Raw genomic sequence first — 16977 nt, 5'->3', positions numbered from 1 at the left:
CGGCAGTAGTTTTAAACGAGGTCAATTTTATCTATGAATTTACAGATTCAGCATATCGCAAAAAAATTTCATAATGGCACAAAAGCCCTGGCAGATGTGGATTTCTCCGTCTCACAGGGGGAATTTGTCTCGGTGATCGGGCCTTCGGGGGCGGGGAAGACAACGCTCTTTCGCATTCTCAATGGAATGATGGAGTGCACTGGCGGACAGGTGCTTCTGGATGATAAGCGCTTTGATTCTCTAAAAGGAAGGAAAAAACGTGAACTGCAAAAATCCATCGCAACTATTTATCAGGACTTTTGTCTGGTGGAGAATTCTACCTGTCTGAAGAATGTGCTGACTGCCGGACTTCCGGATATGGGATTTTTCCAGGGCGTGTTTGGACTTTATGGAAAAACACGTAAAGAAGAAGCTCTGAAACTGCTGGATCGGGTTGGACTTCTGGAAAAGGCAGAGGAACCGATTAAGAATCTGTCTGGCGGACAAAAGCAAAGGGTGGCAATTGCAAGAGCACTTATGCGGCACCCGGCGATCCTGCTGGCAGATGAACCGGTGGCGTCTCTTGATCCAGTTACCGGGAGACAGATTCTAGAGTTGCTGAAGAGTATTCATGAGACTGATGGTGTCACCATTTTAATGAACAGCCATAATCTGGAATTCTCCCAGGAGTTCTCCGACCGACTTATTGGTCTGAAAGATGGCAAGGTTGTATTTGACGGTAAGACTGCTGATCTGACTGATTCTATCACTACACAAATTTATAACAAAAATGATACTCAGATAGAGAATAAGCGAGGTGTCGCTTATGAATGATAACAAAACAAGCAAAAATTCCATTGTGGCAAAATTTGCTGTTCCAATTTCTTTTCTGATTTTGTTTTTCCTTGCAGCAAATTTCACAGACTGTGACCTTGTAACTTTCTGGAAACGAAGGAACCACCTCACCGACCTGGTCGTGGATATGATCCCGCCAGATTTTTCTTATATTCAGAAGATCCTGCTACCGCTTTTTTACACCATTCAGATGTCTGTTACCGGAACGGTACTTGGCACCTTTTTTGCCCTTGTACTCTCGCCTTTTGGCGCTGCAAACTTAGGATTTCCAGCTGTAATACGACGGATACTTAGAATTGTAATCCAGATTCTCCGTTCTTTTCCAGCCTTGATTCTGGCGCTTACTGCTACCTTTCTTTTCGGGCTTGGAACCTTTGCAGGTACTTTTGCCATTACCTTGTACACCTTTGCCATTATGACAAAACTTACCTACGAGGATGCAAGTGCCGCCGATGTAAAAGCTTACCAGGCACTTCGGGCTATGGGTGTTTCAAAGTATGTAGCTTATATCCATGGAATTCTACCAGAGATCATTCCTGGATTTCTCACCAATGCACTTTACCTGTTGGAAACCAATGTACGGCACAGCTCCATTTTAGGATATGTGGGAGCTGGCGGTATCGGACTGCTTCTCAATGAGAAGATTTCCTGGTTGGAGTATGACAAAGTGGGGACCATTCTGCTGATGCTGTTTCTAACAGTGTGTGTGATTGAATATTTCAGTCGGTATCTGGCCGCCTTGATACGAAAAGAGCGCACAATAAAAAAAGAGCAGGCCAGACTGCTGCTTCTGTTTCTGGCTGCCCTGTTTCTGATCTGCACGTTTACCCTTTCCCTGCCGGATTTTTCCAGAACCAGTCCACAGACTTTGCGAAATATGTTTGCTGGCTTTCTGCAGCCAGACTGGAGCTTCTTTTTCTCGGCTGAAAAAGATGGGCTTGGGTATCTTTTACTGGAAACAGTGTGCATTGCTTTTATTGGAACGGTAATCGGAGCCATTGTATCTGCACCGCTGGCTTTTCTAAATACCAAACGTTTCGTACCTGCTCCTGTGTCCTTTCTTTTTAACCTGGTGATCATGGTAATCCGTTCGGTGCCTTTTCTGGTGTATGGACTGATTTTCATCCGGGTATCCGGGCCAGGAGCTTTCACAGGAGTGCTGACATTGGCCGTATGCAGTATCGGACTTCTCACCAAAAGATTTACAGAAGCACTAGATGCCCTGGACCCTCGTCCCTATCATGCGCTGCTGGCCATGGGGGTCCGTCCTCTTCCCGCCATCTGCCACAGTGTCCTGCCGCAGCTGAAGCCTGTTTTCACCTCTATCATCCTCTACCGGTTTGATGTAAACATCCGTGAAGCTTCCGTTCTCGGTCTGGTAGGCGCAGGCGGAATCGGAGCGCCCCTTATTTTTTCCATGAATCAATATGCCTGGGAAAAAGCTGGTGCAATCATGCTGGGATTGATTCTGTTTGTGTGGTTTATCGATATGGTATCTGAAAAAATCGGAGCTGGCAATTGATGGCCAGCTCCGATTTTCTGTCTTCTGGATCCTGTTTAAAAAATCTTTTAAACCTCGTCGTGAAATTTCCAAAGACTTTCAAGGGATCTTTTCATTCTGTTATTTTTCTAATTTTCTATAATTCTCAGCCTTATCGTACTCCTTATGCACGCCATCATCCTCGTACAAAGTATAACTGCTGCCTTCATATCCCAGCATAGTGAGTTTGGAAGTATCAATATCCTTCACACACTCCGCAGCCTCTGCAACCGGAATACACTTACCACTACGGATAAACAGAGGCACTTCATTTAAGGCAACCTCCACATAATGAACGCCCTTTTCCAGAATCTCCTCAGAAATGCTTCCGTCTGTCAGAAATTTCACAAACTTCATTTCTTCCGGAAGGTAAACATAACGCCCTCTTGCGTTCTGCTCGTAAACCGGTGCGATCATAATCTCATTTCCAAGGATCAGCTGGTCTTCCACCCGGATTGCCATCTTATCATCCGGATAAACAAAGCCAAGTGGTTTGAAATACATATCATCGTTTAAAGCGGCCTTCATGTATTCGCTGTACAGATACGGAACAAGGCGGTATCTCGTATTTACCACATTTCGGAAATCCTCAACATTCTCAAACTGATAGCACTCTTGCTCTCTTGTTCCGATTGCGGAATGGTTACGCATAAGCGGAGTAAATACCCCAAGTGCCATATGGCGAAGCACCAGGTCTCTTGTTGCATCCGCACCAAATCCACCAAGATCTGCTCCTGTGTAAAGGAATCCGCACATATTCAAAGACGGCAGCATTTTCAGGTTCAGAAGAATGTGTGACCACCAGGATTTATTGTCTCCCATCCAGATTCCGCCGTAACGGTGCATTCCAATATAGGAGGAACGGGAAAACATCAGGAAACGCTTCTCCGGATCAATGCGGTCGAATGCTTCGCCTGCTGCTCTTGTCATATTGTAGCCAAACAGGTTATGTACCTTGTCGTGACGGATCTTTTTGCCATCCACATTATGATAAAATCTGCGGTAATCTTCTGGGTTGTTTGCGAGTCCGTTTAGCTCGCCCTGCATTTTCCAAATGTGGATCTTACCTTCTTTATCCTGGTAAAACTCTCCGGCAAGTTTCTTCGCCTCTTCCATTCCCTCTGAGGAATAGAAAATAGCAGGCTCATTCATATCGTTCCAGAAGCCTTCAATCCCCTGTCTAATAAGGAAGCTGTATTTGTCTCCAAACCACTTTCTGGCATCCTTGTTCAGAAAATCCGGGAAATGAGTATCCCCCGGCCATACGGCTGCCACAAAATCACTTCCGTCCTCCCGCTGGCAGAAGTATCTTTTTTCCACACCTTCCTCGTAAACCTCATAGCCGCTTTCCACTTTTACACCAGCATCAATAATAGGGATCAGGCGTAGCTCCTGGTCTTTCATCTCTTTTACAAAATCCGGGAAATCAGGGAAATTCTCCGGATTCAACGTAAAGTCCTTGTAGGAATCCATATAATCAATATCCATGTAGATCATGTCCAGGGGAATGTGATTCTCACGGTATCCTGCTGCCACCTTGCGAAAATCCTCCTTGGTGGTATATCCCCATCTGCTCTGTCCGAAACCAAATGCAAATTTCGGGGGAATATAGCTGCGTCCGATCACATGGCGAAACTGCTTTACAATATCATAGGCAGATTCACCTTCAATCACATACACATTCAGATCTGCATCTGCGCATGTCACTTTCAGGGTGTCCATTCTGGTATATCCAATATCAAAGGTCAGTTCAGAAGGGTAGTCGAAAAACAGTCCAAATGTTGTCTTTCCGCTTACAATGATAAAGTTGTGGGCACCATACAAAGAACGCTTGTCTTCCGTATGGTTTGGATCATCGGTACAATTGCTGATATAGCAGTATCCTCTTTTATTGATGCCGCGGTTGGCTTCCCCAAGTCCATAAACAATATCATCCTCATCCATCACATATGTAAAATCAAAGCCCTTTTCCAGGCTGATTTTTCCATAAGGAAAAGCGCCATTCGCTGTTTCAATCTTCTCTGTTACTGCCTCCGTATCAAAAGGAGCTCCGTATCTGTATTTTCTGATCATAACAATCTTCCTCGTCTTTCAAAAAAGAGGCAAAAAATTTTGCCCCTTTAAGTCTGGTTATGCTGCTGTCCGTTTCTCGTCCAGTAACCTGTTTATTTATATAACACAAATGCCTCATAAGGTTTCAGCACGATTTTACCCTTAAATACTTTTCGGTCAAGGTTTGTAATCAGGCACTGGGAACCTTCAAATTCTGCAGGAACTTCAAATTCTGCAGACTGCTCACTGAAATTGCAGACTGTAAGAAGTCTTTCCTCATCCAGCTTTCTTGTATATGCGAAAATCTGATCATCCTCACGGCAAAGAGGTTCAAACTCACCGTACACAATAATATCTTTCTCCTTGCGAAGAGCGATCAGTTTCTGATAATAATGGAAAATGGAATCCAGATCATCCAACTGACTGGCTGCATTGATTTCTTTACAGTTTGGATTTATTTTAATCCACGGCTCCCCATCTGTAAAACCTGCTTTTTCTGAACCGTCCCACTGCATAGGTGTTCTTGCATTATCACGGCTTCTGAGCATCAGACATTTCATCATGTAATCCGGCTCCATCAGCCCTGCATCTGTCAGCTCTGTATAATACTGAATGCTCTCAATATCCTTATAATCTTCCAGCTTATGGAAATATGCGTTTGTCATGCCAAGCTCTTCTCCCTGGTATACATAAGGGGTTCCCTGCATCATATGAAGACAGGTTGCCAGCATTTTTGCAGAAGTCTCTCGGTATGCCGGATTGTCATTTCCAAATCTGGAAACGCTTCTTGGCTGATCATGATTTCCCAGGAAAAGACTGTTCCATGCTTTTCCCTGAAGTTCCTCCTGCCATTTGATCATCGTCTTTTTGAAAGCCTTAAAGTCATATCTGTCAGTGGTCCATTTGCCAAACTCCGCATGCGGGGAAGCATCTTCTACATGTTCAAACTGGAACACCATATTCAGCTCGCCACTGTCTTCCCCGGCATATTTCTGTGCCTCTTCAATGGTAACACCAGAAGTTTCCCCAACTGTCATGATATCATATTTAGACAATACCTCACGGTTCATTTCCTGTAAAAATTCATGGACCCGCGGACCGTGAACGCTGTATGGACCGAAATCTCCATACAGGCCGCTTTTCACTTCTCCATCCGGGAAAGCCTGATCCTTTGAAATCATACTGATCACATCCATACGGAAGCCGTCGATTCCCTTGTCACACCAGAATTTCATCATATCGTAAACTTCCTGGCGCACTTTCTCATTTTCCCAGTTCAGATCCGGCTGTTTTTTGGAAAACAGGTGCAGGTAATACATCTGTGTCTCATTGTCGTATTCCCATGCAGAACCGCCGAATGCACCGCCCCAGTTATTTGGCTCTTTTCCGTTTACCGGATTTTTCCAGATGTAATAGTCACGGTACGGATTATCCTTGGACTTTTTGCTCTCCAGGAACCACTGATGTTCGTCTGAAGTATGATTTACAACCAGGTCCATCAGCACCTTGATTCCACGCTCATGCGCCTGAAAAAGTAACTCCTCGTAATCCTGCATGGTTCCGTAATCTTTGTAAATTCTGCGATAATCTGAAATATCATAGCCATTGTCATCCTGTGGGGACTCCAGCATAGGTGAGATCCACAGAACATTTACCCCAAGTTCCTTCAGATAATCAAGTTTCTCTATAATTCCTCTGATATCACCAATTCCATCCCCATTGCTGTCATTGAAGCTTTTTGGATAGATTTGGTATACAATACTTTCTTTCCACCAGTTCTTCTTCATTTCCTGGCTGTCCTCCTGATATTCTATATTTATTTTCCCACAGAATATTCTTGCCCGGTACATGACCGCAGTGAAATATTCCCATGGCGCGTATTTGTTTTCTCTATTTTACTGCACCGGCTACTACACCATTCATGATCCATTTCTGACAGAAAATATACACAATCAGCACTGGAAGCAGAACAAGCAGATAAGAAGCAAATGCCAGATTATAATCAACAGAAAACTGTTTTTTAAATACATACTGGGCAAGCTGCAGTGTCTGTTGGCTTTCATCACTTAACAGTACCAATGGCATGGTAAAGTCATTCCAGGTCCACATGAAGGAAAGGATCGCTACTGTAGCTGTGGTAGGCTTCAGAACCGGGAAAATAATCCTGGAAAAAATCTGAATCGGATTTGCCCCGTCAATCATGGCTGCTTCGTCAAGTGCCTCCGGGATTGCCTTTACTGCCCCTGTATAAAGGAACGTATTCATAGGAAGACCGAAAATAATGTACAGGAATGTAATTCCGAAAATATTATCCAGGTGAAAAGCATTTGCCTGCACAACCAGCGGAAGCATGATTACCTGGAACGGTATAAACATGGCACTGATAAAGTAATAATACATGAGGGAAAAGAATTTGCTCTTTTTACGGTTTCTTGTGATGGCATAAGCGGCAAAAGAGTTTGTGATCAGTGTAAAAATCAGATTCACCACTGTGATAAATGCTGTATTAAGAAACTTTCTTGGAAAATTTGTCATTACCCAGGCATCTGCAAAGTTCTGAAGTCTGATTTTTCTTGGCAGTGCCAGAATGTTGTTCATATCTGTTGGATCCTTGATGGCAATCATCAGTGCCATATAAAGAGGCAGCAGGATGACAAGTACGATTCCAATGATCAGAAGGATCGTAACAGGCCAGTTGTAACGCTCTTTTACTTTCACTGTATTCTGTTTCATCCTAATTTTTCCTCCCTCTTCTCAAGTACACGCAGCTGGAATACGGAAATCAGTACCACTACCACAAAAAGCATAACCGCATTGGCTGACTGATAAGCGAACTGTCCGCCTCCGAAGCCCTTTTTGTAGATCAATACTGCAATAGATGTTGTGCTGGTTCCAGGACCGCCATCTGTCATAGCCATGATCTGATCGTAAACCATCAGATAACCCTTTGCGGAAAGTACCATATTGATGGTAAAAGATGGTGCCAGCAGAGGGAACGTGATTTTGCTGAATCTTTTTAAGCCGGTCGCTCCATCCAGGTCAGCAGCCTCATATACATCTGTGTCAATGGACTGAAGTCCTGCAATGTAGATCAAGGTGTTAAAAGCGCATCCGATCCATAAGGATACCGCAACAATTCCCCAGATAGCATAATTGGTTCCAAGAATATTTACACTTAAAGCTTTGATTCCAAGGCCTTTTCCCAGCTGTGGAATCAGGTTCGCAAAAATATAGTTGAAAATAAATCCTACGATCAGACTTCCCAGCATATATGGAAGGAAATAAAAAGCTTTGATTGTGTTTTTAAACTTGATCTTTGCATTTAATGCACAGGCCAGGATCAGACTGATCACGTTTACCAGAATAGTAGTGATCACCGCAAATTTGAATGTAAACAAATATGCATTTCCTGTATCCACATCAGAAAACATATGGATATAATTTCGAAGTCCTACAAAATTCCACTCTCCATATCCTCTCCAGTCTGTAAAACTGTACATAACACCTTTTAAGAATGGAATGGTGTGGAAAGTGAAAAACAGAACTGCAAGAATTCCTACATAAATGTAGTAAACCCGGTTAACAGCAGGTTTTTTCCGTGGGGCTTTATTCTTCATGGAATCCTCCCTTATTTTCTTACAAGGCTGCTGTTCACTTAGTGGCCAGCAGCCTTACAATTCATACGGATCAAAAGGTGACAGTTCACGTTCTTCACCTTTCGCCTGTATTTTCCATCAGTCACATAGATCAGTCTACATTTGCAATGTCATATTTCTCATCGCACTGTGCAAGGAACTGATTTATGTTCTCCTCGTTGTCCATTCCGTTTGTGTAGTTCAGGCACATTTCGGTCAGAAGTGCGGACATATCAAATCCGGATGGATAGTAATGATCTGGGAAGTTTGCAACCTTTCCAGCTGCAATATCTTCTTTCACACCTGCCACTGTCTCATTCTCCTGCTCTACACCTTTTACAGCTGAGAAAGCAAACTGATCATCAATGTACATTTTTGCATTTTCTGGCTCAAGCATAAAGGATACAAATTCTTTTGCCACTTCTTCATTTGCACTGTCTTTGCATACGCCAAGAAGTATATCTACACCAGAGGTTACATAGTTCTGGGATTCCTCATTGGAAGCCGGGAATGCAAACATATCCACATTGATATCTTTATTTGCATTTTTGTACTGGTTGACTGCCCAGTTTCCATTGATGATCATGGCAGCTTCTCCATTTGCAAAAGCTTTGTTTCCATCGTCGTAGGTTAGTCCCATAAAATCGTCCTGAGCATAGTCAAGAAGCTTCATATATTTTTCTGCAATTTCCTCGTGGGTTCCAACAAATGTGGTCTTGCCGGCTTTACGTTCATCATTAAAGCTCTCCGGAGCAAGGTCAGATGCAATACTGTTCCATGGGCAGTTACTTGTCCATGCATCTTTGTATGTCATAAGAAGTGGCTGTTCACCTGCATCCTGAAGTTTCTCGAGTACATCAATGAATTCGTCCCATGTTTTTGGAATCTCAATGCCATATTCTTTGAATTTGTCAACGTTATAAATGACACCGGAAGCGTTTGTTGCATACGGAACGCCATATGCTTTCTCTTCTTTATCCTTATTTACATCATATACCATCTGAAGGTAGGATTCCTGAATATTGGAAATGTAATCCTCGCTGCTTAAGTCCACCAGCATTCCGGCACTTTCTACCTCTGTGTAGTTGTTGTCACCGCCCATTGCAACGATATCCGGCATATCATTCTTCGCCATTCTGGTCTTTAATACAGTTCCTGCATCTGCCGGAGCTGTGATCTTGATTGTCACGTCCTCATGTGTCTCATTAAATTTGTCTACCAGCTTCTGAAGAATATCCTTGTTCTCTGCCTTGCTGGAAAAAAGTTCCAGTTCTGTTCCTTTTGCAGAAGAATCTCCCTCAGAGGAACTGCCGCAGCCGGTAACTGTACCAACCAGCAATGTACCTGCCATTAATGTGCAAATAAGTTTCTTGTTCATCTTTCTTTCCTCCATTATTTTACTCAATGAAGGCTGCGCAGCACTTGTTTATTTGAAAGCTTTTCCGGACACGTCTGTCCTGCTTTCCTTTCGGTGGCTTCATAATATCGTAACTTTTCAGCAAAATCAACAGGTTTCTCGAGAAACTTAAATTGTAGACAAACTTTTATTTTGTATTTTGTGCATATTGTATAGTTTTTTATCATGAAGATTCATGAGTTCTCAGATTGTCCCCCCTGTCTTATAATTTCCCCGGATAGCAGGGATTTCATGCAAATTGTTTTCTTTATGTAACAGGAATCCAAACGTAAGCTTCTGTTACGAAAAAAACAGTCAAGCTCCAGAGCGTGTTTGAAAAAGGCTTTCTGCAAGATGTGCGTCACAATTTGTGGGAGATTTCGCCCGGATGAGGGCGCCGTAGCGGGCTACGGCAACCGAATTCGGGTGAAATATACCGCAAAGTGGGGCGTGCAGATTGCGGGAATGATTTTTCAAACAGGCTCTATAGCCTGACTGTCTTCTCTTCAAATTCTTTTGAACGATCTGTTCATATTTTCACAGAATCTCTTTTTACAAGGTACACCGGACTTTTTATATTAAACTCTTTTAACTGCTCCCCGGCAACCATCCGAAGCAGGCGGCTGAACGCCAAATGTGCCTTCTGACCTACATCCTGATGAACTGTTGTAAGTCTTGGACGGACCATTCTGGCATAGATACTGTCGTCGAAGCCGGTAACAGATACCTGTTCCGGAACCTTAATTCCATGATCTGACAAAAAGTTCATGGCCTCAATTGCTGCATAATCTGAGGAAAATGCCACTGCTTTTACCTGCAGAAAACGCGGAAGAAGTTCTTTATATTTCTGGATACGGCGGTTTCTTTCCCCCGGGATCACGATCAGACGAGTGCGGCTACAGAATTTTCCTTCTTTTTCCATAGCCTGCTTAAAGCCCATCCAACGGCTGTAATCACTGTCAATATCTGTTTCTGCAAGAAACAAAGCTTTGTCAAAACCGCAGGAACAGAGGTAACTTCCAATCTGATAGCCGCCTGAATAATCATCCACTCCCACATTCTGGAAAAAATATTCTCCTGCGGGATAGGCATCTATGAGAACCATTTTCTTATTCAGCTTTCTGGACAATTTCCGATATTTTTCATCATTATATCCCAGAATGATCAGTCCTTCTACATTCCATCTGGAAGCAATATCCACCACGTTCTGGATATTCTCCCCTCCGATCAGCATGATATAGTATCCTTTCATTTCAGCTTCCATCTGAATGGTTCCTACCAGTTCTCCTACAAAGGAGTCCTGCAGGGAGTACATTCCATGAGCCTGGGCAAAACCAAGTACCACGCCTATGATCCTGGAACCATGTCCGGACAGCATAACGGAACCCATATGCGGAACATAATTCTGTTCTTTCAGGATTGCCGTTATTTTATCAATGGTTTTCTGGGAAACTCTTTTCGTATTGCCATTTATTACATTTGATACGGTAGTCCTGCTCACTCCCGCCATATCCGCAATATCCTGAAGCCGGATCATCTGATTTTCCTGCTCATATCATGCCATTCTTCCCCGCCCCAAGCGGAACCGGAAATTCCGTTGTCGGTGTAGTCCATTTTTTTGTACATCTCTACTTTGTTATCCAGACAGGTCAGGTACAGGCATTCGCGTCCTCTTTTTTGTTCTCTTTTCACATATTGTGTCATGATTTCACGTGCAAGCCCCTGGTGGCGATACTCTGGAAGAACGTCAAGACCAAGGAGCATAACGTTCTTTCCTTCCGGATTGTGAAGAGTACTATCCGTAAAAAATTCATCACGAAAGACTGCTTCGTCTGTTGCCACCCCATTGAGAAAGCCGGCAACTTTACCTGTTTCTTTATCCACTGCAACCATAAATGTCTCGGGTGCATTTGCCACTCGTTCTCTCATACTCTTGGCAGAGCAGGCCTCATTTGGCGGAAAACAGATCTGCTCAATCTGAATCACCTGGTCTAACTCCTCTGGAAGAATGTCTCTAAATTCGTATTTGGTTGTCATTTTTTCCTCATCCTTTTATATTTCATGCGCTCTCTCCACTTTAATAGCGAAAAAACCGTAAACTCCTTTTTATTATACCTCTGCGTCTTTTTTCCGTCAATGTAAGAACAGCAAACGGCATACCTTGAAATATCCCTTGAAGTGTCCCGGAGGACTTCATCGCCGTACTTATCAATCATCCGTACCAGAAAATCAATGCACCGCTCAAATTCAATATTCTGTTGCATAAGCTCCTCCCGTTATTGTTTTGATCTGAGCTTATTTTACAGAACCTGCTTGAAAACCACATTGAATAGAAATTGATTGTAAATTGACACAATCACTTTAAAAATATCCGCATTTTCTTGAATCGAATATATGTTCGTATTATGATAGATATACTCAATCTTAACTACGAAAGGGGAATTTCTATTGAATCAATGCGATTTTTCTTCTATTAGCACTTGTTTAAAAAACCATATCAGCGAAAGTAATCAAATGAGTCAGCCTGATTTTTTATACGAATTATTTGAAGATTTTATGGATGATCCGGCAAATCAGGATTTTTCAATGGACAACGGTCTGGTTTGCCGCTGGATGACTGGTCAGACTAAAATCAGTCCTAAAATATCCGCTTACTATTCCAAGCCATCCAACCAGAGAAAATTAGCCCATATGTTTAATGCATGGAATGGAAGTAGATTGTTACAAAAAGCTATTTCAAACAATAGGAAATATCTTAGATCTGATTGAAAAAGATGTGCGATACCCAAAGTGGCTTGCAACGGTTAGAAGATTTGCCGGAGCACCGCCGGGATTCTGTTCGAACAATTTTCTCCCATCCTGACTGTGTCCTGCTTCCGTAAAATCAATCAGCAATTCTCCCAATGCCACGATATCAACTTTTTCTTCCATTTTTCAGTTCTTCCACAATCTCGTTATAACGTTTTTTATTTAACCGGTAGAAAAATAATACAACCGCAGTCACAATCCACAGTGCACCTGGAATCGTCGTAAATGCATGTTTCATAATTGAAAGTACAATTGCATTTTGTGTCTGATTTGCAATATAACCATATTTTCCAAGTAATCCTGCTAAAAGTGCTGTTCCAACTGCCATTCCGACTTTATTTCCAAGTGAAATAAATGCATACTGAAAACCATCATTTCTAAGTCCGGTTTTCCACTCCCCATATTCCACACAGTCTGGAATAATTGCATAGATTGCGGTATTAAATCCAGAGAAAAAAAACTGTGTGAGACCAGATAATGCATAAAAAATAGCCGGTGATTCTTTGGCATTGAAGAAAAACATAGTCAACATGAAAATTCCTGTAAATAAAGCAAAGAGAGATGCTGTTCTTCCTTTGTTATTTAACTTGCGGAATAATGGTTGAAAACAGGCTGCCCCGATGATAGAAGGAATAATGATGCACATCGAATAAGTTGTGTAGTAGGAGGCATTCCCTTCCACATATGTAAAGTAATACAGAATATCTGCGTTTCTACCATACAGTGTAAATCCAAATAATATCTGTCCTGCCAATGCAAGAAGATATGGTCTGTTCTGCATGACTGCTTTCAATTGTATCTTTACAGAAATTTTTTCTTTTTCCGGAGTAAGCACTGCCTCTTTCGTCTTCGCAAAGCAGAAGAAATGACAGGCTGTAAAAATACATCCATATATGACCGCAACCGTCAGATATCCTGTCTTTGCACTATGACTGCCGAATTTGCTGAGCAGTGGAACTGTGATAATATTTATCACACCAATTGCAATCATCGCTGCAACCGAACGGGATGTATTTATTTTTGCACGTTCATCAATATCCTGTGTCATAGCACCACACAAGGTTCCATATGGAATATTCACACAGGTATACCCCAAAACCAGCAGACAATATGTAATTACCATATAAATGATCTTTCCATTCTGCGGCCAGTCGGGTCTTGCCCAGAATGTCATAACAAGAAGAATCGCTGTGATTGGTGCCGCTACTAACAGCCATGGACGGTACCGTCCCCATCTCGATTTTGTTTTATCTGTAAGTCCCCCGACGATTGGATCATTGATTGCATCCCAGAATCTTGAAAAAAGCATAAGTGCTGACACAGCCGCCATACTGATTCCGAACACGTCTGTATAAAATATCATCAGAAAATTACTGACGAACATCCAGCTGAAATTACATCCAACATCACCAAACCCATATGCAATCTTACTGATCAGCGGTACTTTTCCATTTTTGTTTTCGCTTCCCATATGTCTCTCCTATTTTTATCAGAGTTTCTGACAGAACTCTATTCTTTCCTCATTTGGGCCCTTAATCATAAAATACTTCACACCATTTTCCCAAAATGGTAGTTCTTCGATTCCGTCTGTAATAATTGTGTATTTTTCATTGCAGATTTTCTGATACATACTTTCAATGTCTTCCACATCAAGTGCAACATGTTGGTATGCACCGTCTGACATTGCCGCCTGCCCATTTTCAAAAGTCTCTATACAGTAATTTTTTATCTGTAAAAATGCCACTTTTCCCCCTGCTTTTTCATTATAAGACTGCATAATCACTTCAAATCCAAGACTCTTATAAAACTCAACTGTTTTCTGTAAATCGTTTGTCGGAAGCCCGACATGGGCAACTCCGACAATTCCATATTTATTTTCCATACGAACTCCTTACTTTTCACTGACGTTGATAATTACTTTCATCGTTGTTTCGCGGTTATCATCAATATACTGGTATGCTTTCAGATAATCTTTAAAAGCAAATGTCTTTGAGATGAGCGGTTTCAAATGAACTTTGCCCTCATTTACCAATCTGATTCCATCTATATAATCATCATGGCGGTACATCATCGTGCTCTTAATGTCAAGTTCGTGGTCATTTGCCACTGCAAGATCTACTTCTGCCATTCCTGCAAAAACAGCCACCAGTACAATCGTGCTTCCTTTTCTTGCATATTTAATTGCCTGTCCCATTGTGATATTGTTTCCGGCACAGTCGTAGATCACATCCGCCTTGTCCGGTCCAAATGCTTCGAGCATTGCCGCACTGAAGTCTTTATTTTTGGTATTCACACACACATCAATTCCACATTCTTTTGCCTTTGCCAGTCTAAGATCACTGATATCTGTGATCATCACTTTCGCTGCCCCCATTCCTTTTGCTGCCTGTGCCACGAGATTTCCAATCGGTCCTGCTCCAAGAACTGCAATATTCATGCCAGCCACATCACCTATCTGTTTTACACCATGAACTGCCACAGCAAGAGGTTCAATCATAGCGCCTTCTTCATAGGACATATCTTCTGGAATAGGTGTTACTTTAGATGCATCCACTGCAAAATACTCAGATGCTGTTCCTGTCGTCTGAAATCCCATTACTTTTAATTCCTCACAGAGATTATACTTTCCATGACGACATGGATAGCAATGTCCACAATATACCTGAGGCTCTATCGTCACCTTCTGTCCCACATGAAACTCTGTGACATTTTTTCCAAATTCTGTAATCTCACCGGAAACCTCATGTCCTTGTGTTACCGGATATTTTGTAAACGGATGTTTTCCATGATAAACATGAATATCTGATCCACAAACACCAATATTCATAATCTTTACCAAAACCTGATTTTCCTTTACCTCCGGAACCGGAACCTCTCTGAAAATAATTTCTCCTGGATTTGTCATTACCTGTTGTAACATAATTGTTTCCTCCTTTTTCATGTCGTTTTATTCTATGTTTTATAAAATGTTTTATTAAAGTAATTACATTATTACAATGTAAACACAATTTGTCAATATGTTTTTTCATATTTTTATACATTTCATAATTTTAAAATACATTTTTTGTATATTTTTCACAATTAAATCGAGTAGGAGGCGGTGACTAACCGCCGTCCTCTCACACCACCGTGCGTCAGACTGTCTAACAATTAAGAAAAATGCTATAATAAAACTACCAAATACAGTATCGTAGGGGGATTCGTTATGGCATATATTGTTGGCACAGATAGATATCAGACAAGAATGATAACCACTTCATTAGACGACTTAATAAGTAAGGATAATTCTGTCCGAGTAATAGATTCTTATGTAGAATCCTTAGATTTAGAAAATCTGGGTTTTATAGAGTATAGCGGTAGGAATCGAGGACAATCACCTTATCGCCGATCTGATTTATTAAAACTTCATATCTATGGTTATTTAAATAAGATTCGTTCTAGCCGCGCATTGGAAACAGAAGCAAAACGCAACCTTGAATTAATGTGGCTGGTAAACTGCATAACACCTGATCATGGTACTATTGCAGGGTTTGTTCAGAAGAACAATGCTGCGTTTCATAATACATTACGAAATCTTACCCTTATTCTCAAAGGTTGGGGACTCATTGATGGCGAACTGATTGTTATTGATGGAACAAAGATCCATGCTCAAAACAGCAAGCATAATTGTATTACGCAAAGCGGTTTAGATAAAAAAATCGAATATGCAGAAGCTCAGATAAATGCATATCTTATGGCAATCGCTAAAGATGAGGTGCCGGCAGATGACCTTACAGATAAACTAAAAACCTATCAAGAGTTAAAAGAACAGTATCTTACACAAAAACAGGAATTAAAAGATGAAGGACTGGAACAAAAGAGTTTGACAGATCCTGATTCAAGAAGGATGAAAAATAACGGTTCATTGGATATCTGCTACAATGTACAGTCTGTTGTAGATGCAAAGAATCATTTCGTTGTAGATATTTCGACGACTAATGATATAAATGATCAAAACCAGCTTTATACTATGGCACAAAAAGCATCCGAACTTTTAGAAAAAGAGTCTTCTACAGTTCTTGCAGATACAGGTTATTATAACGGAACGGAGATAAAAAAATGCGTTGATGCTGGAATGAATGTCTTTATAAAAAAAGCTAAAGCGAATAATGCTACAAAAGATAATGAATTTCGCAAAGAAAAGTTTATCTATAATGGTGAGACTGATGAATACACATGCCCAGCAGGAAATAGATTACGATTTTTTGAAAACACTTCGAAGAATGGTATGAAGTATCGCAAATATAAGTGTACAGACTGCAATTCATGCAAATATAAAAAAGACTGCACTACTTCTTCATCTGGAAGAACGATACAGCGTTGGGTACATGAAGATGTTCTTGAAACTGTGTATAATGAAACACTAAATAATAACGAGGTTTATAAACAGAGAAGATGTATCGTGGAGCATCCATTTGGGACTATAAAAAGGAGCCTCGGATATAATTTCTTTCTTCGACGCAGACAAGAGAATGTTGACGCAGAAGCTGCATCTATGTTTATCGCTTATAACTTTAAGCGATTATTAAGCATGTTTTCAACAGAAGAATTAGTAATGAGGTTTGAATAATGTATGATGTAACAGAGGGGAACACATGTAATTCATGTGAAAAACAAAGATAAAAATGGTATTAAAAAAATCGAAGATAAAAATACCGTCTACATCAGACTGA

General features: G+C 41.3%; 15 protein-coding genes and 2 pseudogenes. 5 read left to right on the top strand and 12 right to left on the bottom strand.

Annotation, left to right across the window (positions count from 1 at the left end):
• Window positions 1-33 precede the first annotated feature (33 nt).
• Complete coding sequence (gene phnC / locus I2D69_RS04045) at window positions 34-813, top strand: phosphonate ABC transporter ATP-binding protein (RefSeq protein ID WP_148461652.1); 780 nt, start codon at window positions 34-36, stop codon at window positions 811-813.
• Window positions 806-2356 (top strand): phosphonate ABC transporter, permease protein PhnE, encoded by a 1551-nt coding sequence (gene phnE, locus I2D69_RS04040; RefSeq protein ID WP_148461653.1) that lies wholly within the window; start codon window positions 806-808, stop codon window positions 2354-2356. Before phnC ends, phnE begins: the two co-directional genes overlap by 8 nt.
• A gap of 99 nt (window positions 2357-2455) precedes the next feature.
• Here the strand turns inward: phnE and I2D69_RS04035 are convergent, their stop codons facing one another.
• The 6 genes from I2D69_RS04035 to I2D69_RS20765 form a co-directional block, all read right to left on the bottom strand.
• Window positions 2456-4447 carry a TIM-barrel domain-containing protein gene (locus I2D69_RS04035; RefSeq protein WP_148461654.1) on the bottom strand — a complete coding sequence of 664 codons (1992 nt, stop codon included), beginning with the start codon at window positions 4445-4447 and terminating at the stop codon, window positions 2456-2458.
• Between the two features lie 92 nt (window positions 4448-4539).
• Window positions 4540-6213: an alpha-glucosidase gene (locus tag I2D69_RS04030; protein ID WP_195379431.1), complete on the bottom strand. Its 1674-nt coding sequence runs from the start codon at window positions 6211-6213 to the stop codon at window positions 4540-4542.
• A gap of 103 nt (window positions 6214-6316) precedes the next feature.
• Window positions 6317-7159 (bottom strand): carbohydrate ABC transporter permease, encoded by an 843-nt coding sequence (locus I2D69_RS04025; protein ID WP_173769318.1) that lies wholly within the window; start codon window positions 7157-7159, stop codon window positions 6317-6319.
• The gene (locus I2D69_RS04020; RefSeq protein WP_195379430.1) at window positions 7156-8043 is read right to left on the bottom strand and encodes a sugar ABC transporter permease; all 888 of its coding nucleotides are present in this window, start codon (window positions 8041-8043) and stop codon (window positions 7156-7158) included. The genes I2D69_RS04025 and I2D69_RS04020 overlap by 4 nt, the downstream gene beginning before the upstream one ends.
• Window positions 8044-8173: 130 nt before the next feature.
• Complete coding sequence (locus I2D69_RS04015) at window positions 8174-9439, bottom strand: extracellular solute-binding protein (RefSeq protein WP_173735079.1); 1266 nt, start codon at window positions 9437-9439, stop codon at window positions 8174-8176.
• Between the two features lie 333 nt (window positions 9440-9772).
• On the bottom strand, window positions 9773-9892 hold the full coding sequence (locus tag I2D69_RS20765; protein WP_313721529.1) for a DUF6783 domain-containing protein: 120 nt from the start codon (window positions 9890-9892) through the stop codon (window positions 9773-9775).
• Here I2D69_RS20765 and I2D69_RS20760 point away from each other — a divergent pair.
• Window positions 9851-9952: pseudogene (locus I2D69_RS20760) on the top strand (DUF6783 domain-containing protein); the annotation flags it as partial. The gene I2D69_RS20765 and the pseudogene I2D69_RS20760 overlap by 42 nt on opposite strands.
• A gap of 34 nt (window positions 9953-9986) precedes the next feature.
• On the opposite strand, the gene I2D69_RS04010 reads toward I2D69_RS20760, so the two are convergent.
• Together I2D69_RS04010 and I2D69_RS04005 are read right to left on the bottom strand one after the other, a co-directional pair.
• The gene (locus I2D69_RS04010) at window positions 9987-10994 is read right to left on the bottom strand and encodes a LacI family DNA-binding transcriptional regulator (RefSeq protein WP_173735080.1); all 1008 of its coding nucleotides are present in this window, start codon (window positions 10992-10994) and stop codon (window positions 9987-9989) included.
• Window positions 10991-11494 carry a GNAT family N-acetyltransferase gene (locus I2D69_RS04005; RefSeq protein WP_173735081.1) on the bottom strand — a complete coding sequence of 168 codons (504 nt, stop codon included), beginning with the start codon at window positions 11492-11494 and terminating at the stop codon, window positions 10991-10993. The genes I2D69_RS04010 and I2D69_RS04005 overlap by 4 nt, the downstream gene beginning before the upstream one ends.
• A 411-nt stretch (window positions 11495-11905) precedes the next feature.
• On the opposite strand from I2D69_RS04005, the gene I2D69_RS04000 reads away from it, so the two are divergent.
• Window positions 11906-12226: a hypothetical protein gene (locus I2D69_RS04000; RefSeq protein WP_173735065.1), complete on the top strand. Its 321-nt coding sequence runs from the start codon at window positions 11906-11908 to the stop codon at window positions 12224-12226.
• Here the strand turns inward: I2D69_RS04000 and I2D69_RS03995 are convergent.
• From I2D69_RS03995 to I2D69_RS03980, 4 genes and pseudogenes are all read right to left on the bottom strand, one after another.
• Window positions 12227-12388, bottom strand: a pseudogene (locus tag I2D69_RS03995) (carbohydrate kinase); the annotation flags it as partial.
• Window positions 12372-13736, bottom strand: coding sequence for an MFS transporter (locus tag I2D69_RS03990; RefSeq protein WP_173735082.1), 1365 nt, complete (start codon window positions 13734-13736; stop codon window positions 12372-12374). The pseudogene I2D69_RS03995 and the gene I2D69_RS03990, both read right to left, overlap by 17 nt.
• Window positions 13737-13754: 18 nt before the next feature.
• Entirely contained in the window at window positions 13755-14147 is a 393-nt protein-coding gene (locus tag I2D69_RS03985; protein ID WP_173735083.1) for a VOC family protein, read from the bottom strand.
• Between the two features lie 9 nt (window positions 14148-14156).
• Entirely contained in the window at window positions 14157-15185 is a 1029-nt protein-coding gene (locus I2D69_RS03980) for an alcohol dehydrogenase catalytic domain-containing protein (protein WP_118581284.1), read from the bottom strand.
• 285 nt (window positions 15186-15470) lie between these two features.
• On the opposite strand from I2D69_RS03980, the gene I2D69_RS03975 reads away from it, so the two are divergent.
• Entirely contained in the window at window positions 15471-16874 is a 1404-nt protein-coding gene (locus tag I2D69_RS03975; RefSeq protein WP_173769741.1) for an IS1182 family transposase, read from the top strand.
• Window positions 16875-16977: the final 103 nt, after the last annotated feature.

This window comes from Ruminococcus sp. D54t1_190329_F1, from assembly GCF_015551645.1.
GTDB classification, from domain to species: Bacteria; Bacillota; Clostridia; order Lachnospirales; family Lachnospiraceae; genus Blautia_A; species Blautia_A faecis.
Note: the sequence above shows the minus strand (reverse complement) of the source record. Positions and strands in the feature narration are given on the sequence as shown.

Bases quoted from the DNA above. Each gene is read 5' to 3' on its own strand.
- I2D69_RS04035 (WP_148461654.1), bottom strand. From the start codon at position 4,447: ATGATCAGAAAATACAGATACGGAGCTCCTTTTGATACGGAGGCAGTA.
- I2D69_RS04010 (WP_173735080.1), bottom strand. From the start codon at position 10,994: ATGATCCGGCTTCAGGATATTGCGGATATGGCGGGAGTGAGCAGGACT.
- I2D69_RS03975 (WP_173769741.1), top strand. From the start codon at position 15,471: ATGGCATATATTGTTGGCACAGATAGATATCAGACAAGAATGATAACC.
- I2D69_RS04025 (WP_173769318.1), bottom strand. From the start codon at position 7,159: ATGAAACAGAATACAGTGAAAGTAAAAGAGCGTTACAACTGGCCTGTT.
- I2D69_RS03980 (WP_118581284.1), bottom strand. From the start codon at position 15,185: ATGTTACAACAGGTAATGACAAATCCAGGAGAAATTATTTTCAGAGAG.
- I2D69_RS04005 (WP_173735081.1), bottom strand. From the start codon at position 11,494: ATGACAACCAAATACGAATTTAGAGACATTCTTCCAGAGGAGTTAGAC.
- I2D69_RS03990 (WP_173735082.1), bottom strand. From the start codon at position 13,736: ATGGGAAGCGAAAACAAAAATGGAAAAGTACCGCTGATCAGTAAGATT.
- I2D69_RS04015 (WP_173735079.1), bottom strand. From the start codon at position 9,439: ATGAACAAGAAACTTATTTGCACATTAATGGCAGGTACATTGCTGGTT.
- phnC (WP_148461652.1), top strand. From the start codon at position 34: ATGAATTTACAGATTCAGCATATCGCAAAAAAATTTCATAATGGCACA.
- I2D69_RS03985 (WP_173735083.1), bottom strand. From the start codon at position 14,147: ATGGAAAATAAATATGGAATTGTCGGAGTTGCCCATGTCGGGCTTCCG.
- phnE (WP_148461653.1), top strand. From the start codon at position 806: ATGAATGATAACAAAACAAGCAAAAATTCCATTGTGGCAAAATTTGCT.
- I2D69_RS04030 (WP_195379431.1), bottom strand. From the start codon at position 6,213: ATGAAGAAGAACTGGTGGAAAGAAAGTATTGTATACCAAATCTATCCA.
- I2D69_RS04020 (WP_195379430.1), bottom strand. From the start codon at position 8,043: ATGAAGAATAAAGCCCCACGGAAAAAACCTGCTGTTAACCGGGTTTAC.